We start from the raw sequence: 24,231 nt of genomic DNA, 5'->3' as shown, positions 1-24,231 counted from the left end.
GCCCCTTGCCAGCGTCGTGCCTGTCGCCGGCGCGGCACCGAGCCACGGGGGCCGGTGCCGCCGGGACGTTCATCCCAGAGGGGGAATCCATGCCAGGAAAGACCAGAGCGGGCATCGTGTCGGCGGTGCTCGTCGCGGCCATGGCGGTGCCCGTGGTCGCGATGACGACGGCGCCCGCCCAGGCCACCACGGCCATGGCGTGCGAGTTGCACCTCGGCAAGACGAGCAAGAGCGGCAAGTCCATCGTCGGCTTCGGCAGCCAGTCGCGTGACTGCGGGACGCGCGGCAAGTCCACGCTGGTCATCCAGCGCAGCCGCTGGTACGGGTGGGAGGATCTGGCCAGTAAGACGGTGACCGGGTCGGGGTACGACGGCTACGTCCGCTACAACTGCTCGGGCGCGGGCACCCACACCTACCGCACCATCCACGTCGGCCGGACGATCGGCGGCAGCCCCAAGTTCAAGGAGTCGAACCGGATCCGCGTCTCCTGCTGACCCGCGGGCCCCTCAGCCTGACCGCTCCGCTCTCTCAAGGCAGTCGCTCGCCGTGAACGGTCGCCTCGTGCCGGATCTCCGCGAGGAACTCTTCGGTGAGGTGTTGCCGCCGCGGATCCTCCACGTACAGGAGCCAGCACCCGCGGATGCCGCACAGCAGGTTCTCGAGGAGGTCGAGAGCGGGACGGGCGGGGTTGAGCGGGGTGATGGGGAGGAAGACGGAGTCGAGATCGAGGTCGGGATCATCGGCGTGGGCCGTCGCGATGATCTGCTCTAAGGCGCTGATGCGGTGTTTGGTCTCCGTGATGCCGCGCAGATGTCCGTCGGCGATGTGAAGGGCGTGCCGGATCATCGGCATGACCGCCTGGCGGGGCCGGACGCCCGCGACCATCGCCGTGATGACCTGGCTGAGGCTTTCGTGCGCGTGCGGTTTGGCGTTCTCGGCCTGGGCCACGACCTGCGCGGGGGCAAGTCCGGTACGGCGTGAGGTGGCGATGGCCGCCGCGTGCAGCCAGTGCGCGGCGGCGATGGCGGCCGCGGCCGGGTCGAACTCGGTGAACAGCGTCCGCGCGCCGAAGGGGTTCTGACGGAGCTGGACGTCCGCCTGGGCGGTGTGGAGGGGAGAGGCGTCCTCGCGGCTGAGGGTGACGGCCTGCTGGGCGCGTTCTGTCAGATCGCCGCGTTCGGCCCGTTCGACGGCGGCCAGCTCGGCGTCCACGTCGACGGAGATGCGGGCGGTGAGCTCGGGCGCGCCGAGGTCGTGCAGGGCGCGGCCGACGCGGTGGGCGTAGTCCTCGACCATGGTGTCGCAGGTGGTGAGCGAGCCGTTCGCGGGCAGGTGCGGGGCGATCAGGGCGTCGGCGACGACGATGAACGCATCACGCTCCCGCTGCCGCCGCATCCCGATCCTGCTCGCCCCGCCGCTCTGGTCGACGGAGCTGGCGGGGTGGGTGTAGCAGCGCCAGCAGGCATGGGACAGATCAGTCAGGGTGGTGGCCAGCCGCATGGAGTCGGGTGAACGGGGCAGCTCGGCCACATCGGTGGCGATGTCACCGAACCCTGTGCCCCAGTTGGCCATGAGCACGTTGCGGGCTTGATCGACGGCATACCGTGTCACAGAGGCTCCTTGGCAGGGGGTAGGGAGCGCGGTGCGCATGCTCAGGATGCTGGATCCACGGCCCGCGTGGAGCCCTTTTGGTTTAGTTGCGCGTCCCCTGATCAGCGCTTTCGCCGGAATTGCGAGGTAATTTCGCCCCCCGGAGTTCCCGTCGGGAACCGTCTGCGGCGCTTGACGCGCGCGGGGCCGCGCATCAACATCGTCGAATGCCCTTCAACCACAACGACCACTACCACGGCCAGTTACTGCGGCAGGTCCCGAACGGCTGCCGCAAGGCGCTGGACGTCGGCTGTGGCACCGGGGAGTTCGCCCGACGGCTCGCCGCGAAGGGGATCGACGTCGACGCCATCGACGCCTCGGAAGAAGCCCTCGAAACGGCGCGGGCTCGATCCGCCGGCCACACCGTCGACTACCGCCACGCGGACGTCACCACCATCGACCTGCCCGGCGGTCACTACGACTACATCTCGTGTCTGGCCAGCATCCACCACGTGCCGTTCGAGACGGTCGCCGCGCTGCGGGAGGCCCTGTCGCCCGACGGCGTCCTGGCGATCCTCGGCTGCTACCGCGAAAGCTGGCCCGCCGACCTCCCGGTGAGCCTGGCCGCCGTTCCCGCGAACGCGGCCGCGCGGCTCGCCGTCGCCGCGTGGGAAAAGGGCTCGGCGGCGGCCGGCGCAGGTCGGACGCGGCTTCATGGGCCGATGGACGCCCCGGCCATGGGACCCTCCATGACGCTCGCCGAGGTCAGGAGGGAAGCGGCCCGGCTGCTCCCGGGATGCGGCGTCCGTCGCCGGCTCTTCTGGCGCTACCTCCTCGTGTACCGAAACAGCCCGATCTGAGTGGTCGGCGCGGGAACTTGGCCGGACGAGGATGGTGAATACGTTTCATTTGCCGACAAAGCGCTGGTCAGCGGGCTGAGAACTCCGTCAAAAAGCCTCCACACGGGCTGAGGATCCAGCATTCTGAGCATGGCCGTCCTCCACGCGTGGCCACGGCCTGAGCATGGCTTTCACCTGCTCATTCCCCCCCCGTTGAAGGAGTCTGCGTGACTCGCTATGCCATAGACCGCGCCGGCAACACCCTCATCGCTCAGTGGAGCACCGGCAGCGGCAACAGTGCGGCCATCGTGGCCGACCTCCCACGGCATCTTCTCCTTCGCGAAGTGATGCCCCTGGCCGCCAGTCTGACCGAACTGTCCCAGGTCTGCTGGCGCTGCTACACCCACCCCGCCAGCGCCGCCGACCACTACGGACCGGACAGCCTGCGCTCACAGCGAGAGCGAGAGCGCGAACGCGAGGCCCTCGTCCACGTCCTCCCCGCCATGACCACCTCCAGGGGAGCGGCCAAGGGGTTCACGACCAACGTCGAACGGGCCGCCCACGCCACCGGCCACATCCTGCGCACGCTCGACGCCCCCGAACTCACCGTTGACGTCGTCACCGAGGTCGGCATCGAACTGGCCGCCATCGAACAGGCCGAACTCGGCGACCTGTCCGAACGCGCCCAGCAGGCCGTGGTCCTCACCCGTGAGGACGTCTCGCCCCTCCAGCTCTCCCAGGCCGACACCCTGCTGCGCCGCCAGCCTCTCGGCAGCCCGGAGCTGTTCACCCAGATCGATCCGACGGCCGCCGCCATCGCCGCCGCCCACTGGCTGCACGCCGCGGTCACCATCGCCGCACAGCGCACCGGCACGCATCCCGCCCAGGTCGTGGCCGCGGCCGACCGGCACGACAAACCCCATGTCGTAACGTGCCTCACCGACCTCATGGGGGCCATCACCGCCGGCGGCCGGCCCCGGGATGCCGTCATGTCCCTGATCCGGCACGCCCTGGACGTCGCCGAGGGGCACACGCGCGGCATCGACGACCTCCGCCACCGCATCACCACGGCCGAGAAGACCATTGAGAAGGCCCGCGTCGACCACCCCGACCTCGGCCTCACCCCCGACACCGTCGACATCTCCCTCACTCCGCTCGACCCGTCCCGCCCCGCCCCCGACCTCCTCGAAAACCTGCTGAACGGCATCCAGAGTTGCTGGCGCCTCTACCGGCAGCACGACGGCGGCGGCGACACCCGCCAGGATGAACTCCGCGAAACATTCCTGACCGCGCTCCGGCAGGAGGCCGCCACCCGCCACGACCACCTGCTGTAGCACCCGGATCACGATTTTCCTTCACACGATTTTCCTTCAAAGGTGTAAGAATCAGCGCCCTCCGCTCACTTCCCTCCTGAAAGTGCACATAGGGGAAGGAAGGACTGTGATCAAACCTGATCCCCGTGACCGGTTCACCGCCTTGTACGACTCCAGCTATTCGAGTGTGTACGCGTACGCGGTCAGCCGGGTGGGGCGGCAGCTCGCGGAGGAGGTGGCGAGTGAGACGTTCTGTGTCGCGTGGCGGCGCATCGGCGACGTGCCGGACAACGCGCTTCCGTGGCTGCTCGGCGTCGCCCGCAACGTCCTGCGCGAGTCGTACAGGGAAGAGGCGCGGCGCCGGTCGCTGGAGAGCGAGCTGGCGTCCTGGGGCGCGGGCGAGGAGTTCGTGGCGGGCGACATCGCCGAGTCGGTGACCGAGAGGCTGGCCATCCTGCGGGGGCTCGCCACGTTGTCCGACGCCGATCGTGAAGTGCTCACGCTGGTCTCCTGGCACGGCCTGCGGGCCGCCGACGCGGCAGAGGTCGTCGGTTGCTCCACCGCCGCCTTCTTCGTCCGGCTGCATCGTGCCCGGCGCAGGTTGGAACGCGCGATGACGGCAGAGCGCGAAGAGAGCACCGGCGTCGTCCGACCACCGATCCCAGCAGAGGAGTCCGTACGATGAAGTCTGACCTGATGAAGACGCTGGCCGAGGCCCGCCCCGCGTCGCTCGAACCCGCCGACGACCCGGACCGGATGGAACGGATCATCGCCGCCGCGACCGCGCGGCCGTCCGAGGCCATGCCCCCTCGCCGAAGCAGCCGGAGCCGTCGGAGCCGCATGAGGACGGTTTGGGTGATGGGAGCGGTGGCCGCGGGTGTCGTGGCGGCCGTGACCCTGATCCCGGACGGCGGCCGGTCCGCCGATCCGGCGGCGCGCGGCCTGCTGCTCGCCGCCGCCGAGCAGACGATCAACGAGCCCGCCTCGACGGGCCGGTATTGGCACACCAAGGGAGTGAACGTGGGCGGCTTCCGGCCGAGCGACAGGTCTCATGGCGTGTGCCGCGACGAGACCTGGGTGGCGCGGTCGCCGCAGGACCCGAGCTGGTGGGTCGTCAACGACTGGACCAGGATGGACGCCGTCAAGGGCGCCCCACCTCCCCCGAAGGGCGGTTTCAGCTCGGATCAGGCCCACTTCGCGTGTAACCGGGGAACGAAGGGGATCAGCAACGACAAGAACACCACCCCGTACGCCGTGCGGCTGAACAACTTCGCCGAACCGGGGTCGAGCTGGCCGAACGTCAACGGCAAACCGGTCTCCGTCGAGGACATCGAACGCCTGCCGACCGAGCCTGAGGAGTTGAAGGAGACCCTGATCCGCTGGCAGGTCCCTTCGGCCAAGCAGGACGAGATCCTGTTCGACCAGGCGGCCGAGCTGCTGCTGGACCTGCCGACCCCCGCCCCGGTCCGGGCCGCGCTGTTCCGGCTGCTGGCCGACCTGCCGGGGGTGCGCTCGCTCGGAGACGTACGCGATCCGCTGGGCCGTGCCGCGACCGGGGTCGCGCTGCGTGAGTGCGAGTCCCGCTACGGCGCCGAGTCGCGGATCCTGTTCGACAAGGGCACCGGGCGACTGCTGTCGCTCGCCAAGTCCGTCGGGGAGCAGGGGTGCGCGGACCTTCGACCGGCGGGTTGGAGCGCCGTTCTGACCTCCGGTTGGACCGACGAAACCCCCAAGGTCCCCGCGGACTGACCGGATCAGGGGCCCTCGTCGTTGGCGTAGAAGGCCCGGCGGTAGTGTTCTGCCGCCGCGGCCATGTCGGAGCTGAGCAGGTCGAAGAAACGGCTGGCGGTCTTGAGCCGGACGCCGGCCGGGCTCTGGCGCCCCACGGTGTCGACGCCTTCGCGGATGATGTCCGCCCACAGCGCCATCGACTGGGTGCCCACGATCCACGCCCGGTACCAGACCTCGTCGTCGACGAGGTAGCGTTCGCGGCGGTTGTCGCGTTCGCGTCTGACGAGCCCGACCCGTTCGAGCCAGCCGACGCCCTTGGAGACCGACGCTGGGCTGACCTGCAGCCGCTCGGTCAGGTCGGCGACGGTCAGGTTGCCGGTGTCGCTGGTGAACAGGCAGAACAGCACCCGTGAGGCCATCGTCGGCAGCCCGGGCGACATGAACTCGGTGAACCTGCGCTCGAACTCGCGCATGGCCAGGGGGTCACGCCCGACGACGTCCTCGGTGGCGGGCGCGCCCGGCAGCGCGCTCGGGCGTCGGCGGGCGCGCCAGCCGGCCGCCTGCTGCGCCCTGGCCGCGCGATAGCCGTGCGGGCCGCCGTTGCGGGCGATCTCGCGGCCGATGGTCGACCTCGGCCGCTCAAGACGGCGGGCGATCTCGGCATAGGTGAGACCCTCCGCCAGCCCTTCGGCGATCTTGCGGCGGTCGTCGTACGTCAGGTGGCCTCCCGGCATGCGCCCTCCCTCGTCGCGCACGCATCAGTATGCCGCCGGGCGTCGTCAATTGCGACAGGCAGGCGGAGCTTGTTGCATTTGCCAGCACGGTCGTTGCGCCAGTTTATCCACTTCTACCTGCGGAAACAGATTCTTCTCCTTGCCGAATCCGTGAACGCATCCGTAGCGTTTCCTGACGCGTGAACGAAGAGCGCTCACGCGGAGGGAACCGAAATGACCCAGCCAACTGACATGGCCGCCAAAGTATGCCTCGTCACCGGCGCCTCATCCGGCATCGGCCACGCCACCGCGCTTGAACTCCTGCGCGCGGGACACATCGTGTACGGCGTCGCGCGGCGCACGCACCTGATGGAGGCGATCCGCGAAGCGGGCGGTCACGCCCTGCCGATGGACGTGACCGTGGAAGAGGACCTCCAGCGGGTCGTCCGTACCATCCTGGAGGCACACCAGCGGATCGACGTCCTGGTGAACAACGCGGGAGCCGTCGTGCACGGCTCGGTCGAGGAAACGCCGCTGCGGATGGCGCGGGACGAGTTCGAGGTCAACCTGTTCGCACCGGCCCGGCTGGTCCAGCTCGTCCTGCCGGGGATGCGGGAGCGGCGCTCGGGCACGATCGTCAACGTGTCCTCGATCGGCGGCGAGCTCGCCTTCCCGCTCGGCGCCTGGTACTACGCCTCCAAGCACGCCCTGGAGGCGTTCTCCGACACGCTGCGCATGGAGACCGGGCAGTTCGGCATCGACGTCGTCGTCATCCAGCCCGGCATCATCAAGACAGATTTCGAGGCGGGGACCGCCCGGCAACTGCGGGAGATCTCCGGAAGCGGGCCGTACGGGAAGATGGCCGAGGCCATGGCGGGCGCGGCCGAGACGCCGGCGGACGACAGCCCGGCCTCCGACCCCGGCGTCGTCGCGACGGCGATCAGGCAGGCCGTCGAGTCTGACCGGCCGCAGACCCGCTACGTCGTGGGCCGGCAGGCCGAAGCCCTCCTGCGGCTCAACGACTCCCTCACCGACCGCGAGTGGGACGCGCGGATCACCGGCCTGGCGTGAGCCGTCCGCGCGTCGCCGCCTCAACCCGTCGAGGAGATCCAGGGTCGTCTCCTCGCCGTGCCCAATGAGACCCGCAGCACTTCGGAGAAACCCATGACCCCTGCAATCGCCATTTCCGGGCTCGTCAAGGCCTACGGGCCGGCGCGTGCCCTCGACGGACTCGACCTGACCGTGGCCGCCGGACAGGTGCACGGCTTTCTCGGCCCGAACGGGGCGGGCAAGAGCACCACCATCCGCGTCCTGCTCGGTCTGATCCGGGCCACCTCCGGCAGCGCCAGGTTGCTGGGCGGCGACCCGTGGGCCGACGCCGTCGCGTTGCACCGGCGGCTGGCGTACGTGCCGGGCGACGTGGAGCTGTGGCCCAACCTCACCGGCGGCGAGTCCATCGACGTGCTCGGCCGGTTGCGCGGCGGGCTCGACGCCAGGCGCAAGAGCGAGCTGATCGAGCGTTTCGAGCTCGATCCGAAGAAGAAGGCGCGAACCTACTCCAAGGGCAACCGCCAGAAGGTCGCCCTGGTCGCGGCCCTGTCCGCCGACGTGGAGCTGCTGATCCTCGACGAGCCCACGAGCGGGCTCGACCCGCTGATGGAGGCGGTGTTCCAGCAGGTCGTGGCCGAGGCCAAGGCCGACGGCCGGACCATCCTGCTGTCCAGCCACATCCTCGCCCAGGTCGAAACCCTCGCCGACCGGATCACCATCATCAGGGACGGAAAGGCCGTGGAGTCGGGGACGCTGGCGCAGATGCGGCACCTGACCAGGACCACGATCGTGGCCGAGACCGTCACCCCGGTCACCGGCCTCGACCAGTTGCCCGGGGTCCACAACGTGAAGGAAGAGCGTGGCGGCGTGCGGTTCGGCGTGGACGCCGAACACCTCGACGCCGCCGTCAGGCACCTCACCAGGTTCGGCATCCATTCGCTGGTCAGCCACCCGCCGACGCTGGAGGAGCTCATGCTCCGCCACTACACGCGCCAGGAGGCGGCGTGATCCGCGACTTGTCGAGATTGGCGGCGGGCCATCTGACCGGCACCGGCGCCATGGTGCGGCTGGCGCTGCGTCGCGACCGGATCAAGCTCACCATCTGGCTGGTCGCCATCGCGGCCCTCGTCCCGCGTTTCTACAGCGCGGCCGTGACGTCGGTCGTCCCGACGCCCCAGGCCCTGGCCGACGCCTCGCAGATGATCCAGGTCTCCTTCATGCGGGTGCTCGCCGGGCCGCTGTTCGGCGAGGTCGACACGCGCAGCTACTTCCTGGCCGCCTACTGGGTCGAATTCCTGCTCGCCGCCGCGATCATGAACATTCTGCTCGTCACCCGGCACACCCGGGCGGAAGAGCAGACGGGCCGGGCCGAGCTCATCAGGGCGGCCGTCGTGGGCCGGCACGCCCAGCTCACGGCGGCGCTGATCGTCGCCCTGATCGGCAATGCCGCGCTCGCGGTCCTCACCGCCGCCGCGTCGCTCGGCATCGGGTTCCCCGCAGGCGGCGCGCTGCTGTTCGGCGTCTCGCTCGCCGCGATCGGGATGGTGTTCGCCGCGGTCACCGCGGTCACCGCCCAGGTCACCGAGCACACCAGGGGGGCCAGCGGGCTCGCGGGCATCGTGCTCACCGTGGCGTGGCTGCTTCGTGGCGCGGGAGCGTTGCAGGGGCACGAGGGCGGTCCGTTGTTCTGGTTGTCCCCGATCGGCTGGTCACAGCAGACCCGGGTGCTGGCCGACGAGCGCTGGTGGCCGCTCGGCCTGTCCGTGCTGTTCGCCGGGCTGCTGGTCGTGGGGGCCTACTCCCTGGCGAGCCGGAGGGATCTCGGCGCCTCGTTGGTGGCCCCGCGTCCAGGCCCGGCCGCGGCGCCCTCGTGGTTGCGTTCGCCGTACACGCTCGCGCTGCGGCTGCAGCGGGGGGCGATCGCGGGGTGGGGAGCCGCGTTCCTGGCCATCGGCCTCGTCCTGGGCGGCATGACCGGCGGAATGGAGAACGTCGATCTGCCCATCTTCTCCGCCGACGCGGACTTCGGGCGGGCCTGGCTCAGCCTCATGGTGTTCACCGGGTCGCTCTACACCGGCGTCTTCGCGGTCCTGGCCGTCATGCGGCTCAGGGCGGAGGAGGTGCGCGGCAGGATCGGTCCCGTGCTGGCGGGGCCGACGGGCAGACCGGCGTGGTTCTGGTCGTCGCTGCTGGTCATCGCGCTCGCCGTGGTCGTCCTGCCGGCGGTGTATGGCGCGGGGCTCGGCCTCGGCGCCGCCGCGTCGACCGGCGACCTCGGCCTCCTGGGTGAGGTCATCTGGTCCAGCCTGCTGCGCGTCCCGGAGGTGCTGGTGCTGCTCGCCGTCCCCGCCGCGCTGTTCGGGCTCGCCCCGCGGGCCATGGGCGCGGGCTGGGCCGTGCTCGTCTACGGCGGGATGGTCCAGATCCTGGGGCCCAACCTGGGCCTGCCGGGATGGCTGATCAACACCTCGGTGCTGTCCCACCTGCCCTGGCACCCGTTGGGGAGCTTCGCCCCTGTGGCCACGGCGGTGCTGTCGGCCATCGCCGCGGTGCTGACGATCCTCGGTCTGTACGGCCTGCGCCGCCGCGACCTCGCCACCGGCTGACTCGTGATTCCCGCGTCGTCAACGGGGGCGGCGCGGGCCGAGGGCGTCGAGCAGTTCGTGCTCGCGCTGGGCGCTGAGGCCGGCCCGCCGGGCCCGGTCCAGGCCCTGTTCGCGTTCCCAGCGCAGCGTGTCGGCCAGCAGCTCCGCACGGGGGCGGTGGCGGAGCCCGGCGGCGCGCGCCGCGGACCCGTTCCTGGCCGAGAACCCCTCCCAGCCCGGTTCGACCAGCCACATCGGCAGCGACTCCTGGCCCATGTAACCGGCGACGCCGTTGGCCAGCAGCCAGTCCGAGCCGGCGGCGACCACCGGTCCGGTGTGCCCGCCGGCGGTGCGGGACGACTCGATCCACTCTCCCAGCGAAACGACCGGGCCGACGGCGTCGTAGGTGCCGGTGTTCCCCTTCTCCGCGGCGTCGAGCAGCCAGGCGGCGAGGTCGCGTACGTCGACGGCCTGCGTCGGCATGGCCGGTGCGTCGGGTACCAGCATCGGCCCGTGCGGGTCACGTGCGGCGCGGGCCACCCAGTAGCCGGAGCGCCCGCTGTGATCACCTGGGCCGCCGATGAGACCGGCGCGGGCGATGAGCAGGCGGTCGCCGACGACGGCCGTCGACGCCTGCTCGCAGGCGACCTTGGCCTCTCCGTACGACGTTCGGTCGACCTCGCTGAGGCCGGTCGGAGCGAGGAGCGCGCCGGACTCGTCCGCGTCCGGCGTCGCGTGGGAGGCGTAGGCGCTGACGGAGGAGACGTACGTCCAGTGCCCGGCCCTGCCGCCCAGCGCGTCGAGCGCCCCGCGCACGAAACCGGGCTGCCACGACACCTCGACGACCGCGTCCCATTCGCGATCGAGCAGCGGTTCGTAGGCCGAAGGAGCGCGCCGGTCGGCGGCCACCAGCCGCGCCCCGTCCGCGACCTGCCCGCTTTCGCCGCGGGCGAGGCACGTCACCCGATGGCCGCGCTCAATCGCCTGCCGGGACACCTCGCGACCCAGCCACGCGGTCCCGCCCAGCACCAAAACGTCCATTTCACCACTCAAGCACGCGAACGCCGCGAATCCGGCCAGGTTCGCTCACGGTGGACCTGGCCGGACGCGGATCAGCGGACCTCGTAGATGGCGGTGGTCCCGCTCACCTCGTTGCCCACGATCAGCAGCGGCTTGTGCGTCGGGCTGTCGCCCGCGGGCACGAAGAAGACGCCCTCGGGGCCGACGTCGCCCGCGGTCCCCTTCTCGACCGAGCCCGCGAAGTCACGGGTGTTGAGGTAGTCGGCCAGGACCGGGCGACGAGGGTCGGTCACGTCGTAGGCGACCACGCCGCCGACCCGCTCGAGTCCGGCGAAGGCGTACGTCCGCCCGCGCACCTGACCCACCGTGACGCCCTCGGGCTCGGGGCCCTTGTTGTCGCTGCGGCTGTCGAAGGAGTCGTTCTCCTCGTGGTCGGCGTTGAACTGCTTGGGCAGCTCACGGGCGATCAACCGCTCCAGCTCGTCGCCCGAGTCCCAGACCAGCGCGCCCGTCGCGGAGCGCACGGAGATCGAACGGCCGCCGAAGGCGTGCAGCTCCGTGTAGGCGCCCGAGGCGTCCTTCGGCGAGTCCGTGGCCACGGTGAGGCGGCCCAGCTCGGCGTCCTTCTTCAGCTCTGCGGCGTTCGGGAACGCCTCGGACGACAGGGTCAGGTCCTTCACCCGCGCCTCGTCGCTGTAGCAGTCCCAGTCACGGCCGTCGCCCTCGTTGGCGGTCACCAGGTACGTCTGCCCGCGCGAGCGGAAGTGCGCGATCCCGTCGGGCATGTACATGCCCTTGACGCCAGTACGCGGACGGATGTCGATTTTTCCGTCCTTGTCGGAGGCGTCCATGCCCACCTTGCCGAAGTCCTTCAACCCCAGCGGCACGATCCGCTCGACCTTGGCCCGATCGAGATCGACGATCGCCACCGCGTTGTTCTCCTGCAGCGTCACCCACGCCGTGTCGCCGGACACGGTGACGTACTCCGGCTCCAGGTCGCGCGACACCGGCGCGTCAGGACCGGAGAGCCGCACACCCGCCGCCCGCAGCTCGTCGGCCCGGTCGTCGAACGCCCGGAAGTCGGCGGTGCGCACGGTGCCGCGCGCCACGTCGATGATGCTCACCGACCCCTCCGGGTCGTCGACGGCGCCCGCGCAGTACGACTCGGGCTCGCCCTCGTTCGCGACGACCAGCCGGCGCCCGTCCTCGGTGAAGGTCACCATGTCGGGCAGCGCCCCGACGCGGAACTCCTTGAGCTTCTTGCCGGAACGCGCCTGGAAGAGCGAGACCTTGCCCTGGTCGCTCTTCTTGGCCGCCTGCTCGGCGACGGCCACCAGGCCCTTGCTCACGGCGACGCTGTTCGCCCCGGGGGCGGCCAGGGAGGTGACGCGCCTGGGCTTGCGCGGGTCGCGGATGTCGAGGACGTCCACCGTCCCGGCCTGCGCGTTGACCACGAAGGCCCGCTTGGTGGCGGGGTCGTACGAAGCGATCTCCGAGGCGCCGGTGCCGACGGAGCCGGTCGAGAACCGGCCGAGGAAGGCCAGGCTGACTCCCTTGTTCCCGTTGCCCTGCGACGTCGCCGCCTGGGCGGGGGTGGCGAGCAGGGCGACTGAGAGAGCGGCGCAGGCGGCCGCGGTTACTCGGAAGGCTTGTGAGTGGTGCATGCGCCGATCGTGGCCGTATCCAGTGACCATTTAAGCTCCGGAAGGTGGATATATGGTGAATTGCACCTGGTAAGACCCTCGTCCGCGCAGCTCAGAGCCAACGAGCAAACGCTTGGTGGATTGAGTGTAATCGGCCCCTGATCGCCCGCGCACCCCCTGACGTCCTACGGTGGGCCTCGTGGAACGCATCGAGACCCCGGACGTCGTCCTCGTGCCGTTACGGGTGGAGCACGCCGCTGAGATGGCCGGCGTACTGTCCGACCCGGCCCTGCACACCTTCACCGGCGGCGCCCCGCTCACCCCGGAGGAGTTGCGCGCCCGCTACGAACGTCTGGTGGCCGGGCCACCGGGCTGGCGCAACTGGGTCGTCAGGGTGCGCGAGGAGGATCGTCTGGTCGGCTACGTGCAGGCCACGATCGACGGCGAGGTCGCCGAGGTCGCGTGGGTGATCGGGACGCCGTGGCAGGGGCGCGGGCTGGCCACCGCGTCGGCCAGGGCCCTGGTCGGGTGGCTCACGAGCCAGGGCATCGCGACGATCCGCGCCCACGTCCACCCCGACCACACCGCATCGGCCGCCGTCGCCGCCGCGGCCGGCCTGCGACCCACGAACATCCGGCACGACGGCGAGGTGCGCTGGGAAACCGTCGCATGAGCAGGAGTAGATCATGAACGTGAACTGGGGGCCGCTCACCGCGCACGACGCGTCGGCCTGGGCCGAGTTTGCCGCCGCCGTCGAGACCGGCAGGCGCGTCACCGTGGAGCAGATGGCGGAGCGCCTGGCCAATCCGCTGCTCGACCTGCCGGAGGGCACGCTCGCCGCCAGGCAGGGCGATCGGATCGTCGCGCTCGGGCTGGTCCCGGTCAGGCCGATGGCGGATCCCGTCCACGTGATGGAACTGTGGGGCGGCGGCGTGCACCCCGGTCACCGCAGGCGTGGGTACGGCAGGCGGATCCTCGACTGGTCGCTCAGAACCGCGCCCGCGATGCACGAAAGGCACTATCCAGGCAAGCCTCTCCATCTTCACCTGCACGTCGAAGCCGGCAACCACGACCTGGCCAAGCTCGCCGACGAGACGGGGTTCACACCCGCCCGCGTCTTCCAACAGATGCGGCGCGATTTGACCGTCCCCGTCCCGCCGCCGAGGGTTCCCGCCAGGGTCGCGATCGTCCCCTGGACGCCGGAGCTCGACGAACGGGTTCGCGCGGTGCGCAACGCCGCCTTCCTCAACCACTGGGGCAGCACGCGGCAGACCCCGGAGAGCTGGCAGCGCCTCATCACCGGCACGGCCGCCTTCCGCCCCGAGGGCTCGTTCCTGGCGATGGCGGAAGGGAACGCCGTGGGCTGCCTGGTGACCCACCACACGCAGACGGCGGCCGGCGTGGACGAGGCCTGGATCCAGATCGTCGCGACGCTGGGGGAGTGGCGCGGCAAGGGCGTGGCGAGCGCACTGATCGCACACGCTCTGACCACGTTCAGGACCCAGGGGTACGGGACGGCGGCGCTCAGCGTCGACGTCGAGAACGGGACCGGCGCGGTCGCGGTCTACGAGCGTGCCGGATTCGTTACCTTCAAGTCCGTCGCTACCTACGTGAACGTCCTCTGAGCATCGCCAACCAGGAGTCGTGCTTCGAAGGGTGCGAGGGTGACCGTGCCCGTCAGCCGGTCTCGTTCGGTTGAATGCGACGACCAGCGCGTACTCCTGGAACCGTCGAACTCGATCGTCTGGTCGTGGTCGGAAAGGTTCACCGCCACGAGAACGGAGTCCTCGCCGTCGCCGCGCAGGTAGGTCAGATGGTCCGGATGCGCGGAGAGCACGGTGGTGCCGCCCTGGCGCAGGGCGGCGAGCTCTCGCCGGAGCGTCAGGAGTTCTTTGACGAGGCGGAGCACCGAGCGCGGGTCGCGTTCTTGGCGTTCGACGCTGAACCGTCCCGCCCACGCGGGTATCGGAAGCCAGGGTTCGACGTCGTCGGCGCAGAATCCGGCGTGCGCCGGTTTTTCGCACCATGGCATGGGCATCCGCTGCGGGTCGCGGCCGAGTCCGAGGCCGGGGGCGCGTAGTTCGGCGCAGTCGCGGGCGTGCGCGCTGTCGACCGGGGCGTCGGGGAGACCGAGTTCGTCGCCGTAGTAGAGCGTCGGCGTCCCTTGGAGCGTGAGCAGCAGTGCCAACGCGCCGGGAACGCGTTCCGCCCCGATTCTGCTGGCGAGACGGGACCTGTCGTGGTTGCTCAGCACCCAGTTGGGGTGCGAGCGGGACGGGAGCGCGGCGTGGTAGCGCCGGATGAGGTCCGCCAGATCGACGCCGTTCCATGGGGCGTCGATGAGGGAGAAGTTCATCGCGATGTCCAGCCCGCGCTCGCCGAGGGCGGCGACGCGTTCGAGCTTGAGATGGAGTTCGCCCATCAGCATCCGGTCGTCGTACTCCTCGGCGACCGTGTGCATTTTCGCCAGGAGGCCCGGTAGTTCGGGTTGGTCGGCGGTGTACTTCTGGACCTGCCGGACGGTCGTGTGGGCGGCCGCGCCGCCGATCTCGAACGACTCGCCGCCGTCGTCCATCGGGTTGTCGCGCAGCCGCGCGTCCTTGATGAGCCGCCACACCGCGTCCACGCGGAATCCGTCGACGCCGCGGTCGAGCCAGAACCTCATCACGTCGAACATCGCCTGCTGGACGTCCGGGTTGCGCCAGTTCAGGCTCGGCTGTTCCGGCAGATGGGCGTGGTAGTAGTACTGTCCGGTCGGCTCGTGGAAGGTCCAGGAGGGGCCGCCGAAGGCGGAGGCCCAGTTGTTGGGCGGGCCGCCGCCGGGCTTCGGATCGTGCCAGAGGTACCAGTCGCGGTGCGCGCTGTCACGACCCGACAGCGCGTCGCGGAACCACGGGTGCTCGCTGGAGGTGTGCTGGGGCACGTAGTCGAGCACGACGCGGAGCCCTCGCGCGTGCGCCCCCCGGACGACCCGGTCGAAGGTGGCCAGATCACCGAACGGCGCCCCGATCTCGGTGTAGCCGGACACGTCGTAACCGAAGTCCAGCAGCGGTGAGGCGTAGACCGGGCTCAGCCAGATCGCGGTCACGCCGAGTGCCGCGATGTAGTCCAGGCGCCGCTCCACGCCCCGCAGGTCGCCGAATCCATCGGCGTCCCCGTCCTGGAACGACGGCACGTACACCTGGTAGAAAACGCCTTCGCGCCACCACTGTCCGGTGCTCATCCCTTCACCGCCCCTGCCGTGAGGCCGGACACGATCTTCTTCTGGAAGATCAGGACCAGCAGGATGAGCGGGATCGAGATGATCACGGATGCGGCGCTGATCGTGCCGAGCGGCTGTTCGTACTCGCTCGCGCCCGTGAAGAAGGCGATGGCGACGGGGACGGTGCGGGCCTCGGGGCCGTACGTCAGCGTGGCCGCGAGCAGGAACTCGTTCCACGCGAAAATGAACGCCAGGATGCCCACGGTGGCGATGCCGGGCGCGGCGAGCGGGAGGATGACCTTGTAATAAGCCTGGAACGGCGACGTGCCGTCGATGTAGGCCGCCTCTTCGAGCTCCACGGGGATCTCTTTGAAGAAGGACACGAGGGTGTAGATCGACAACGGCAGCGTGAACGTCAGGTAGGGGATGATCAGCCCGACGAGCGTGTTGTAGAGCCCGAGGTCGTTCCAGAGCGAGAACATCGGCGCGGCGATCGCGATGCCGGGGAAAGTCGTCACCGACAGCACGATGCTCAGGATGAGGAACTTGCCGCGCATCTTGAGCCGCGCCAGCGGATAGGCGGCGAACGAGGCGACGGCGAGCGCGAGAATGGTCGTCGTCGCCGCCACGATGAGGGAATTACCGAGGGCCTGCAGGAAGTCGCCGTCGCTGAGGACCGCCTGGTAGTTCTCGAAAGTGGGGTTCGGCGGGGTGAGACTCGCCTTCGACAGATCGGGCCCGGTCTTCAACGAGGTGTTGATGAGCCAGTAAAGCGGCACGAGCGAGAACACCATGACGACGGCGACGGCACACCAGACCAGCGGGTTGTGCTCCGCGCCGCGCCGGGGTCGCCGCCGGCCGGCGGCCGCGTTCCTCATCGCGAACCTCCCTTGACGACCGATCGGATATTGCCGCCGGCGAAGCGGATATAGAGAAAGGACACGAACATGACGAAGACGAACGTGAGGATCGACACCGCCGACCCCTCACCGATCAACTGGTTGCCGCGCAGGGTCTGGTAGGCCAGCACGGACATCGTCTCCGTTCCGTACGCGCCACGGGTCAGCACGAACGGCAGGTCGAAAACGCGCAGCGCGTCGAGCGTGCGGAAAATCATCGCCAGCGCGATCGCGGGCCAGAGCAGCGGCAGCGTGATGCTCCTGAAGTGACGGAAAGCACCGGCGCCGTCGATCTGCGAGGCCTCGCGCAACTCCGCGGGAATGACCTGGAGCCCGGCGAGCACCAGAAGCGAGACGAACGGCGCCGTCTTCCAGACGTCCGCCAGGATCACCACCGTCATCGCGTATCCGCTCTGCCCCAGCCAGACCACACCGGTGTCGGTGAGGCCGAGCGAGCTGAGCATCGTGGAGACGAGACCCAGGTCAGGGTCGAAGATGGTCCGCCACGTGATGGCGCTCACGACCGTCAGAATCGCGTAGGGGAGCAACACGACACTGCGCAGCAGCGTCCTGAACCTGAACGCGATGTTCAGCAGGAGTGCCATTCCGATGCCGATGAGCAATTCCAGCGGGACCGAGATGGCGGTGAACAGGAAGGTGTTTCCCACGGCTTCCCACCACGCCGGCGAGGTGAGCTGCTCGATGTAATTGTTCAGGCCGACAGAGCGGGAGAGCCCGGGGGTGATGACGCTGTACTGGTGCAGCGAAAGCCAGATCGCGTACAGCACGGGATATCCGGCGACGCCGGCCATGAGGATCAGGGCGGGGGCTACCATCCGCCCTGCGAGGCGGCTCTCGCTAGACGCGGAGTGCCGCCTCGAGGATCGGAGAAACGACATCGGTATCAGAACGTCCTCAGGGCGTTGGCGACCTTGTCGGCCATCTGCGTCGCCCCTGCCTGCGGAGCCACCTCTCCGGAGAGCACCTTTCCGACGGTCTGGTAGATCGCCTGCGAGATCTGCGGGTAGACGGGTGACACCGGCCGGGACTTCGCGCTGGTCAGCGCCTTCAACAGCTCCTGCGAGAACGGCATGGCCTTCTTGACCGCCTCGGAGTCGTAGGCCGCGGCCACGGCGGGGGCGAGCGCGTTGTCGGCGGCGATCCGCTCCTGCCAGGCGTCGCCGGTCATGAAGTCGACCATCGCCAGGGCGCCCGCCTGGTTCTTGGAGAACGTGCTGACGGCGACGTTGCTGCCGCCGAGCACGCCGACGCCGTTGCCCGCCGTCTTCCAACCGGGGAGCGGCATCACGGCGAACTTGTCGGCGATGTCCGACTTCTGGCCGGCGGCGTAGGCGTAGGGGTAGTTCCGCATCGTCGAACCGGCGCCGGACTCGAAGGCGAGACGGGTGGCGTCCTCGTCGTACGTCAGCACCGCCTTCGGCGCGGCGCCCTTGTCGATGCCGTTGCGCATGAACGTCAGCACCTCGACCGTCGTGGGTGAGTTGACGGCGACCTCGCCCTTGTCGTTCAGCACTTGGCCGCCCGCGCTGTAGAGCAGTTCGAGGAAGCTGACGGTGAGCGACTCGCTCTGCGAGGCCTGGTAGAGGAATCCCTTCTTGGCGTCCGTCTCACCGTAGGAGTAGAGCTGCTGCCAGGTCTGCGGCGGCTTTGTCTGGTCGGTGCGGTAGTAGAGCAGACCCGTGTTCGAGTAGAACGGGACGCCCCAGTATTTGTCCTTGTAGAGCAGCGTTTCCGCGGTGGACGGGATGAGCTTGCCGAGCTTGGCGTCGATGACTTTGCTCATGTCCGCGAGCCAGCCCTGGGCGGCCAGTTGCGCCGTCCAGACCACGTCCAGCCGGAAAACGTCGCACTGGTTTGACTTCGTCTGCATGCGCTGCGTGATCTGCTGCAGTTGGTCGTCGGCCGACGCGCCCAGTTCCACGTAATTGGCCGTCGTCCCCGGGTGCGCCTTATTGAAGGCCGCCATCGTCGCCTTCCAGACGCCCGACGAGTCGGTCGGCCCGCAAACCGTGATATTGCCCTTCGCCGACTTGGCCAGCGCGGGATCGAGTGGCGCACTACTGGCGACGGTGTCCGAGTTCTGGGCGTCGGAACACGCAGTAAGCGCTACGGCCAGCGCCGATACCGCGCCGATTACCGTGACGGCACGGAGCAGACGTCGTTGTGTCAACATCATTGCCGCTTTCTCTGGTTGCTTCTGGGCTATGTCGTCGTTGCGCCACGAATCGAGTAGGCCCGGGGGTTTGCTGCTGCGGCGAATTCTCGCTAGAATCCGAATAATCCTATTTGTAGGATGAATGGAGTAGATCACATGATCGAACCTCGTGTCAAGGTGACCAGGAGGAACCTGTCGGCCTCGATCGCCGACGACCTGCTGTTCAAGATCAAGAGCGGCCAGTATCCGCCGGGCTCGAAGGTCCCCGGCGAGAAGGAGCTCATGGCCGCTTACGGGGTCGGCCGCAACACCGTGCGCGAGGCCGTCCAGTCGCTTGTGACCATGGGGTATCTCGACGTCCGCCCCCGCGTCGGAGCGAGGGTCACCTCTGTCCCCGTCGAGGCGGCGGTCGAGGCGGCGGCCATCTCGGCATTACTGGCGGGGGAGGCCGTTGGAGACATCTATGAGTTGCGCCGTGTGCTGGAAACCGAGATCGCCGAACGTGCGGCGACCGAGGCGACCCCCGCCGACCTTGACGCGATCAGGCTCGCCCTCGAAGACTATGAACGCGCCCACCGCGACGGCCACGGCGCCTACCGCGCCGACGTGGCCTTTCACGCGGCCCTGGCGGTCGCGAGCCACAACGTGGCCTTCCGCAACGTGCTCGAAGGCGTGGGCGATCTGCTGCTGAACGCGCGTCAGGTGACCGACCGCCTGCCCGGCGCGATCTCGCTGGCGCTGAAGGAACACACCGAGATTCTGCGCGCGGTCGAACAGCGCGACCCCGAGAAGGCGCGTCACGCGATGAAGGTTCACATGGTGACTTCCGTGGAGGCGTGGAAACGTGCGCAGCGGCTCTTCGTCGAGAGCTGATTCGAGTGATGACGAGAAAACGACTGAGGAACAATTCTTGCCCGGCCAGAAAAACCTTCGCGTAGCTGTCGCCAACCCTCTTCACGAGGAGTCCCGCCGGCTCATCACAGAACGCGAACCGCGAATCACCCTGCTGAACGACCCCTCGCTGCTCCCGCCCGCACGGCACATCGCGGACTTCTCCGGCGATCCCGAATTCCGCCGGAGCCCTGAACAGCAGAGAAAATTCGAAGCCCTTCTCGATTCGGCCGACGCGCTGCTCGGCATCCCCGACGTCGATCCCGCGGCATTGGCCAGAACGGTGCGGTCGAATCCGCGTCTGCGCTGGGTGCACACGACCTCCGCCGGCGGCGGTCAACAGGTCGGGAAAGCCGGGCTGAGCCCGTCGGAACTCCGACGGGTCACCTTCACCACCTCCGCCGGGGTGCACGGGGCGTCGCTGTCGGAGTTCGTGCTGCTGGGCATTCTCTGCGGCGCCAAAGACCTCCCCCTGCTGTTGCGGCTGAAAAGCCGGCGCCAATGGAGCCAACGGTGGATGTCGCGTCAGGTCTCCCGGCAGAAGGCGCTGATCCTCGGCTTCGGCGGGATCGGCAGGGCCGTCGCCCGCTCTCTTACGGCGCTCGGCATGCACGTCACGGCCACCTCGCGCCACGCCGACGCCAAACACCCCGACGTCGACCGGTTCGTGAGCCTCGATGAACTGCCCGAGGTCATCGGCGAGATGGACGCGGTCGTGTGCGCGCTGCCGGGCACCGACCTGACGAGAGGCATCGTCGACGGACGACTGCTCGCCCAGGTCAAACCCGGTGCCACCTTCGTCAACGTGGGCCGAGGCAGCGTGGTCGACGAAGCGGCTCTCGTCGCGGCGCTGGAGGACGGGCGCATCGGTTTCGCGGCACTCGACGTGTTCGAGGTCGAACCGCTGCCCGAGGCGAGCCCGCTCTGGACGTTGCCGAACGTCCTGATCAGCCCGCACACCGCGGCCCTCGCCGTCGACGAGGAGACGGCCGTCGCCGAGCTGTTCGCCGACAACGCCACCCGCCTGCTCGACGGGGAGCCGCTCATGAACGTCGTCGACACCGTCGAGTTCTACTAGACCGAGGAGGCGGATTGCGACCGCTGGTTGTCGTGATGGGTGTGTCCGGATCAGGGAAGTCCACCGTCGGCCGCCTGCTCGCCGAGCGGCTGCGGGTGGACTTCATCGACGGCGACGACCTTCATCCGCCCGCCAACGTGGCCAAGATGGCGTCGGGCGTCCCGCTCACGGACGACGACCGTCTGCCGTGGCTCGTGGCGGTCGGAGGCGTCCTGGCCGACTCGCGAACGCAAGGGGCGGTGGTCGCGTGCTCGGCACTCAAACGGAAGTACCGCGAGACCATCCTCGCCGCGGCTCCGGGCGCGTTGTTCGTCGAACTCCACGCCGCCCCCGGCCTCATCGCCCGCCGCATGGAGGCACGCACAGGACACTTCATGCCGGGGGCCCTGCTCGACTCCCAGATGCGCACCCTCGAACCCCTGGCGGCCGACGAACCGGGGTTCCGCGTGGACAACACCCGTGAGCCGGAGAAACTGGTGCCGGAAATCCTGTCGCTGCTGGCACCGCGGAACGGCCGCTGATCAGGGCGTGGAACGATGCGTGTTCGTCCGGCGGTAAGGGGATGCTTCCTTGACCGCCAGGACGGCCCGGGTGTGATGTCGGTGTGGAAAGCATGGACCTCGGGAGGTACCCGTGATGCGTCTACCCGCGCCCGGCGAACCCCTGCCGCACACCTACACCAGGTTCCGCGACGCGGGGCCGGTGGTCCCCGTGGCACTTCCCCGCGGCGTCAGAGCCTGGGCGGTGACCACCGACGCCCTGGTACGCGAGGTCCTGAGCGGCGACGGCAAGGCGAACGTAGCCCTGTCCAGGCTCTTCGGGCGGCTGCCCGGGATCAGGGCGGCGCTCTCCCTCGACGACGTCCCGTACTCGCCGTCCTTCCTCAGTTACGGCCCTCTGTCGATCCCGGTCCTGCTCGGCATTCGGTGAGGTCATCCTGAGCGACTCGCGCGTTGCCGCGCGCGCTCGAATCGGGATACTGTGACCATCCGAATGATGGGAGCATTTGAAATGGCAGGAATTCCGGAGATCGACCTCACGGACATGGCTGTGATCACTGACCCCTTCACCGCATACGGCGCGGTCAGGGAGCAGTCGCCGCTGGCACGGATCACGGCCCCCGGCATACCGCCCATGTGGGTGCTGACCAGGAACGAAGGGGCCAGAGCGCTGCTCGGCGACCCCAGGTTCGAGATCAGGTCGGACAGCTTCATGCGCCCGGACGTGCCCGAGGACTACCGGCCGTACCTGAAGACCATGTCCGAGATGGAAGGGCGCGAGCACCTGCGGCTGCGCAGGCTGGTGGCCCCGGCTTTCACACCGCGTCACCTCGCGCGTTTCCGCCCGCGCATCGAGGCGATCGTGGACCGGCTGCTCGACGACCTCCCCGACGGCGACCCCGTCGACCTCCTTGAGCACCTCGCGCGCCCGCTTCCTATCGACGTGATCTGCGAACTCGTCGGCATCCCGGAAAGCAGCCGGCCGCGCTGGCGTGAGTCAGGCCCCGCCGTACTCGCCCTGGCGGGAGACGAGTTCGCCAAGGCGATGACCGGCATCGTGAACGACGCCAAGGAGACGGTGGCGCAGCGCCGCGCGGAGCCGGCCGACGACCTGCTGTCCGACCTGGTCCGCACCCACGACGAGGACGGCGACAGGCTCAGCGACACCGAACTGGTCACGATGGTCTGGCTGCTGGTGCTGGCGGGGCAGACGCCGGTCAACTTCATCGCCAACGCCGTGCACGCGCTGCTCACCCACCCCGACCAGCTCGCCATCCTGCGCGCCGACCCGTCACTCGCGCCGCGCGCCGTCGAGGAACTGCTGCGCTGGTGCGGCCCCGGGCTGCTGGCGATCCCGCGCTACGCCGTCCAGGACGCCGAGCTCTACGGCACGCGCATCCCGGCGGGCGACCGCGTCACGGTCTCGCTGGCGGCGGCCAACAGGGATCCCCGGGCCTTCCCCGACCCCGGCACGCTCGACCTCACCCGCGAGCCGGGCCCCCACCTCGCCTTCGCCCACGGCCCGCACTTCTGCCTGGGCGCCATGACCGCGCGGGCGCAGACCGAGGTGGCGCTCACGGCGCTGCTCGACCGCTTCCCAGACCTCGCGCTCGCCGCGGACCCCGAGGAGATCCGCGCCCCCGACCCCGGCACCTGGCGGCTGACCGCGCTCCCCCTGACCCGCGGTCATGGCTGACCTGCCACCGTTCAGCTCGCGGGCTTGACCGTGCTCTCCGCCTGGACGAGCTGGACAAGCTGGACCTGATGGTCTTCGACCTCGCCGCTGTCAGCCCATCCCGTCGGCAAAGCCGTCCCATTCGCGTCGGCGGCGAGGCGAAGCCGCATCCAGGTGGGCCCGGTCTGCAGCGTCTGCGGCACCGGCCAGTTCAGCTCGACGGTGGAGGCGTCCTTGGCGACGTTGGCGACGCTTCGCTCGGTGGCGTCGAAGCGCCCGTTGCGGTCGAAGTCAATCCAGCCGGCGACAGAGGCCGCCGATCCGGCCGTGACGGGTATCTTCACCGTGAAGTTCCCGCCGGCGCTGGTGATCGGCACCGGCGAGCCGGTCAGCGCGTCGTCGTCATCGGTGTCGGAGGGGAGCGCGCGCGGCGTCAGGCTGACCGCGTAGCGATGGTCGGCGGTCACGGACTTGCCCAGGTAGGAGTCGCTGATCGCGTGGGAGGCCGCGCCGTACGTGGCGGGCGCGTCGGAGTCGTCCTCGGTCAGAGACAGCTTGACCGCGGCCCACAGTTGCGGGCTCATCCCGATGATCCCGTGACGCACGTCGCGCGCCCGCAGTTTGACGGTGAACGAGGTGACGGTGCCGTTCACCTTGGCCGTGCCGCAGGTGTAAACGACCCCGCAGGTGGTGGTTTTGGCGAGGTAGACCCGTTCCGGCTCGATCGAGTCGGCCGTGACCCGGTAGCCGGGGAAGCCGGCCGCCGCGGAGAAGGCGGGCTTGGCGGGTGTCCCGCTGACCAGGTCGATGGCGGGCCAGAAGTCGTCGCGGCGGCCCGTCGCGTCTCCCGACGAGCCGCCCATGCCGAAGATGTGAAGAAGCGGATCACGGACCGGCCTGGTGAAGGTGAACGTGAGCGTGGCGACGTCGCCCCAGCCGCCGGGCTTGACGGTGAAGTTCTCGTACAGGTCGACGAATCCCGCCGTCACTTTGGCGTTGGCGGGAAAAAGATACTCGTCGTCGGGCGCCAGCGGGTTGGCGGGCAGCACGGCGGCGGAGGCCACGCGTGACTTTCCGAGCATCGTCTTGCTGACGGTCACGCTCACGCCGGACGGAGTCAGCCCCACGGCCGTCGCCGCCGAGTTGGTGAAGGCCGACGACCCGCCGTCCGCGGGCGCGGCGAGCCCGGGAAGCCCGGCGGACGCCGGCGACTCGCCGTCGGCACGTGCGGTGAGCACGAGCCCGGGAACGCTGGCGGACGCCAGCGCCGTGCAGACCAGTATTTTGCGAAAAGCCATTCTTGCTGCCCCCGAAGTTGGTTTGCCG

At 69.4% G+C, this 24,231-nt stretch carries 24 protein-coding genes; 15 read left to right on the top strand and 9 right to left on the bottom strand.

Translation table 11 applies throughout. The features are described 5' to 3' along the window. Positions 1-89 precede the first annotated feature (89 nt). Positions 90-494: a hypothetical protein gene (locus tag ACFOY2_RS23270; RefSeq protein ID WP_379530185.1), complete on the top strand. Its 405-nt coding sequence runs from the start codon at positions 90-92 to the stop codon at positions 492-494. 34 nt (positions 495-528) lie between these two features. Here ACFOY2_RS23270 and ACFOY2_RS23265 read toward each other — a convergent pair whose 3' ends face one another. Further along, positions 529-1,611: a hypothetical protein gene (locus tag ACFOY2_RS23265; RefSeq protein WP_379530184.1), complete on the bottom strand. Its 1,083-nt coding sequence runs from the start codon at positions 1,609-1,611 to the stop codon at positions 529-531. Positions 1,612-1,817: 206 nt separating this feature from the next. Between ACFOY2_RS23265 and ACFOY2_RS23260 the strand changes: the two genes are divergently transcribed. The 4 genes from ACFOY2_RS23260 to ACFOY2_RS23245 all read left to right on the top strand — a co-directional run bounded on the left by ACFOY2_RS23260 (position 1,818) and on the right by ACFOY2_RS23245 (position 5,491). Continuing rightward, positions 1,818-2,450: a class I SAM-dependent methyltransferase gene (locus ACFOY2_RS23260; protein WP_379530183.1), complete on the top strand. Its 633-nt coding sequence runs from the start codon at positions 1,818-1,820 to the stop codon at positions 2,448-2,450. Between the two features lie 206 nt (positions 2,451-2,656). Further along, the gene (locus tag ACFOY2_RS23255) at positions 2,657-3,763 is read left to right on the top strand and encodes a hypothetical protein (RefSeq protein WP_379530182.1); all 1,107 of its coding nucleotides are present in this window, start codon (positions 2,657-2,659) and stop codon (positions 3,761-3,763) included. A 106-nt stretch (positions 3,764-3,869) separates the two neighbouring features. Next, entirely contained in the window at positions 3,870-4,427 is a 558-nt protein-coding gene (locus ACFOY2_RS23250) for an RNA polymerase sigma factor (protein WP_379530181.1), read from the top strand. Next, complete coding sequence (locus ACFOY2_RS23245) at positions 4,424-5,491, top strand: CU044_5270 family protein (RefSeq protein ID WP_379530180.1); 1,068 nt, start codon at positions 4,424-4,426, stop codon at positions 5,489-5,491. The genes ACFOY2_RS23250 and ACFOY2_RS23245 overlap by 4 nt, the downstream gene beginning before the upstream one ends. 5 nt (positions 5,492-5,496) lie before the next feature. Here ACFOY2_RS23245 and ACFOY2_RS23240 read toward each other — a convergent pair whose 3' ends face one another. Further along, positions 5,497-6,207 (bottom strand): helix-turn-helix domain-containing protein, encoded by a 711-nt coding sequence (locus ACFOY2_RS23240; protein ID WP_379530179.1) that lies wholly within the window; start codon positions 6,205-6,207, stop codon positions 5,497-5,499. A gap of 213 nt (positions 6,208-6,420) precedes the next feature. Between ACFOY2_RS23240 and ACFOY2_RS23235 the strand changes: the two genes are divergently transcribed. From ACFOY2_RS23235 to ACFOY2_RS23225, 3 genes are all read left to right on the top strand, one after another. Beyond that, positions 6,421-7,257: an oxidoreductase gene (locus ACFOY2_RS23235; protein ID WP_379530178.1), complete on the top strand. Its 837-nt coding sequence runs from the start codon at positions 6,421-6,423 to the stop codon at positions 7,255-7,257. 93 nt (positions 7,258-7,350) lie between these two features. Beyond that, positions 7,351-8,244: an ABC transporter ATP-binding protein gene (locus ACFOY2_RS23230; RefSeq protein ID WP_379530177.1), complete on the top strand. Its 894-nt coding sequence runs from the start codon at positions 7,351-7,353 to the stop codon at positions 8,242-8,244. After that, entirely contained in the window at positions 8,241-9,842 is a 1,602-nt protein-coding gene (locus tag ACFOY2_RS23225) for an ABC transporter permease (protein WP_379530176.1), read from the top strand. The genes ACFOY2_RS23230 and ACFOY2_RS23225 overlap by 4 nt, the downstream gene beginning before the upstream one ends. Positions 9,843-9,860: 18 nt before the next feature. Here the strand turns inward: ACFOY2_RS23225 and ACFOY2_RS23220 are convergent, their stop codons facing one another. Continuing rightward, a complete protein-coding gene (locus ACFOY2_RS23220; protein WP_379530175.1) occupies positions 9,861-10,862 on the bottom strand; it encodes an NAD-dependent epimerase/dehydratase family protein in 1,002 nt (333 codons plus the stop codon). Positions 10,863-10,933: 71 nt separating this feature from the next. Next, positions 10,934-12,505, bottom strand: a complete 1,572-nt coding sequence (locus ACFOY2_RS23215; protein WP_379530174.1) for a choice-of-anchor I family protein — start codon at positions 12,503-12,505, stop codon at positions 10,934-10,936. A 178-nt stretch (positions 12,506-12,683) separates the two neighbouring features. Between ACFOY2_RS23215 and ACFOY2_RS23210 the strand changes: the two genes are divergently transcribed. Further along, positions 12,684-13,157, top strand: coding sequence for a GNAT family N-acetyltransferase (locus tag ACFOY2_RS23210; protein ID WP_379530173.1), 474 nt, complete (start codon positions 12,684-12,686; stop codon positions 13,155-13,157). A 13-nt stretch (positions 13,158-13,170) separates the two neighbouring features. Next, a complete protein-coding gene (locus ACFOY2_RS23205) occupies positions 13,171-14,109 on the top strand; it encodes a GNAT family N-acetyltransferase (protein ID WP_379530172.1) in 939 nt (312 codons plus the stop codon). On the opposite strand, the gene ACFOY2_RS23200 is transcribed toward ACFOY2_RS23205, so the two are convergent. The 4 genes from ACFOY2_RS23200 to ACFOY2_RS23185 all read right to left on the bottom strand — a co-directional run bounded on the left by ACFOY2_RS23200 (position 14,091) and on the right by ACFOY2_RS23185 (position 18,779). Further along, on the bottom strand, positions 14,091-15,707 hold the full coding sequence (locus ACFOY2_RS23200; RefSeq protein WP_379530171.1) for an alpha-amylase family glycosyl hydrolase: 1,617 nt from the start codon (positions 15,705-15,707) through the stop codon (positions 14,091-14,093). The two genes, ACFOY2_RS23205 and ACFOY2_RS23200, sit on opposite strands and share 19 nt — an antisense overlap. Further along, positions 15,704-16,564, bottom strand: coding sequence for a carbohydrate ABC transporter permease (locus ACFOY2_RS23195; protein ID WP_379530170.1), 861 nt, complete (start codon positions 16,562-16,564; stop codon positions 15,704-15,706). The genes ACFOY2_RS23200 and ACFOY2_RS23195 overlap by 4 nt, the downstream gene beginning before the upstream one ends. Further along, entirely contained in the window at positions 16,561-17,421 is an 861-nt protein-coding gene (locus tag ACFOY2_RS23190) for a carbohydrate ABC transporter permease (protein WP_379530169.1), read from the bottom strand. Before ACFOY2_RS23190 ends, ACFOY2_RS23195 begins: the two co-directional genes overlap by 4 nt. Before the next feature lie 68 nt (positions 17,422-17,489). After that, the gene (locus ACFOY2_RS23185; RefSeq protein ID WP_379530256.1) at positions 17,490-18,779 is read right to left on the bottom strand and encodes an ABC transporter substrate-binding protein; all 1,290 of its coding nucleotides are present in this window, start codon (positions 18,777-18,779) and stop codon (positions 17,490-17,492) included. Between the two features lie 138 nt (positions 18,780-18,917). Between ACFOY2_RS23185 and ACFOY2_RS23180 the strand changes: the two genes are divergently transcribed. From ACFOY2_RS23180 to ACFOY2_RS23160, 5 genes are all read left to right on the top strand, one after another. Beyond that, positions 18,918-19,634, top strand: coding sequence for a FadR/GntR family transcriptional regulator (locus tag ACFOY2_RS23180; RefSeq protein WP_379530168.1), 717 nt, complete (start codon positions 18,918-18,920; stop codon positions 19,632-19,634). A 37-nt stretch (positions 19,635-19,671) separates the two neighbouring features. Continuing rightward, positions 19,672-20,730, top strand: a complete 1,059-nt coding sequence (locus ACFOY2_RS23175) for a D-2-hydroxyacid dehydrogenase (protein ID WP_379530167.1) — start codon at positions 19,672-19,674, stop codon at positions 20,728-20,730. Positions 20,731-20,744: 14 nt separating this feature from the next. Beyond that, positions 20,745-21,251, top strand: coding sequence for a gluconokinase (locus tag ACFOY2_RS23170; protein WP_379530166.1), 507 nt, complete (start codon positions 20,745-20,747; stop codon positions 21,249-21,251). 112 nt (positions 21,252-21,363) lie between these two features. Continuing rightward, positions 21,364-21,660 (top strand): hypothetical protein, encoded by a 297-nt coding sequence (locus tag ACFOY2_RS23165; protein WP_379530165.1) that lies wholly within the window; start codon positions 21,364-21,366, stop codon positions 21,658-21,660. A gap of 81 nt (positions 21,661-21,741) precedes the next feature. Next, on the top strand, positions 21,742-22,926 hold the full coding sequence (locus ACFOY2_RS23160; protein WP_379530164.1) for a cytochrome P450 family protein: 1,185 nt from the start codon (positions 21,742-21,744) through the stop codon (positions 22,924-22,926). A gap of 11 nt (positions 22,927-22,937) precedes the next feature. Here the strand turns inward: ACFOY2_RS23160 and ACFOY2_RS23155 are convergent, their stop codons facing one another. Beyond that, positions 22,938-24,203, bottom strand: coding sequence for a GEVED domain-containing protein (locus ACFOY2_RS23155; RefSeq protein ID WP_379530163.1), 1,266 nt, complete (start codon positions 24,201-24,203; stop codon positions 22,938-22,940). Between the last annotated feature and the right edge of the window lie 28 nt (positions 24,204-24,231).

The organism is Nonomuraea purpurea (genome assembly GCF_042650645.1).
Taxonomy (GTDB): Bacteria; Actinomycetota; Actinomycetes; order Streptosporangiales; family Streptosporangiaceae; genus Nonomuraea; species Nonomuraea purpurea.
This window is presented reverse-complemented; position numbering and strand designations above follow the sequence as displayed.

Bases quoted from the DNA above. Each gene is read 5' to 3' on its own strand.
- ACFOY2_RS23245 (WP_379530180.1), top strand. From the start codon at position 4,424: ATGAAGTCTGACCTGATGAAGACGCTGGCCGAGGCCCGCCCCGCGTCG.
- ACFOY2_RS23260 (WP_379530183.1), top strand. From the start codon at position 1,818: ATGCCCTTCAACCACAACGACCACTACCACGGCCAGTTACTGCGGCAG.
- ACFOY2_RS23155 (WP_379530163.1), bottom strand. From the start codon at position 24,203: ATGGCTTTTCGCAAAATACTGGTCTGCACGGCGCTGGCGTCCGCCAGC.
- ACFOY2_RS23205 (WP_379530172.1), top strand. From the start codon at position 13,171: ATGAACGTGAACTGGGGGCCGCTCACCGCGCACGACGCGTCGGCCTGG.
- ACFOY2_RS23185 (WP_379530256.1), bottom strand. From the start codon at position 18,779: ATGTTGACACAACGACGTCTGCTCCGTGCCGTCACGGTAATCGGCGCG.
- ACFOY2_RS23190 (WP_379530169.1), bottom strand. From the start codon at position 17,421: ATGGTAGCCCCCGCCCTGATCCTCATGGCCGGCGTCGCCGGATATCCC.
- ACFOY2_RS23220 (WP_379530175.1), bottom strand. From the start codon at position 10,862: ATGGACGTTTTGGTGCTGGGCGGGACCGCGTGGCTGGGTCGCGAGGTG.
- ACFOY2_RS23200 (WP_379530171.1), bottom strand. From the start codon at position 15,707: ATGAGCACCGGACAGTGGTGGCGCGAAGGCGTTTTCTACCAGGTGTAC.
- ACFOY2_RS23195 (WP_379530170.1), bottom strand. From the start codon at position 16,564: ATGAGGAACGCGGCCGCCGGCCGGCGGCGACCCCGGCGCGGCGCGGAG.
- ACFOY2_RS23230 (WP_379530177.1), top strand. From the start codon at position 7,351: ATGACCCCTGCAATCGCCATTTCCGGGCTCGTCAAGGCCTACGGGCCG.
- ACFOY2_RS23215 (WP_379530174.1), bottom strand. From the start codon at position 12,505: ATGCACCACTCACAAGCCTTCCGAGTAACCGCGGCCGCCTGCGCCGCT.
- ACFOY2_RS23235 (WP_379530178.1), top strand. From the start codon at position 6,421: ATGACCCAGCCAACTGACATGGCCGCCAAAGTATGCCTCGTCACCGGC.
- ACFOY2_RS23160 (WP_379530164.1), top strand. From the start codon at position 21,742: ATGGCAGGAATTCCGGAGATCGACCTCACGGACATGGCTGTGATCACT.
- ACFOY2_RS23240 (WP_379530179.1), bottom strand. From the start codon at position 6,207: ATGCCGGGAGGCCACCTGACGTACGACGACCGCCGCAAGATCGCCGAA.
- ACFOY2_RS23180 (WP_379530168.1), top strand. From the start codon at position 18,918: ATGATCGAACCTCGTGTCAAGGTGACCAGGAGGAACCTGTCGGCCTCG.
- ACFOY2_RS23270 (WP_379530185.1), top strand. From the start codon at position 90: ATGCCAGGAAAGACCAGAGCGGGCATCGTGTCGGCGGTGCTCGTCGCG.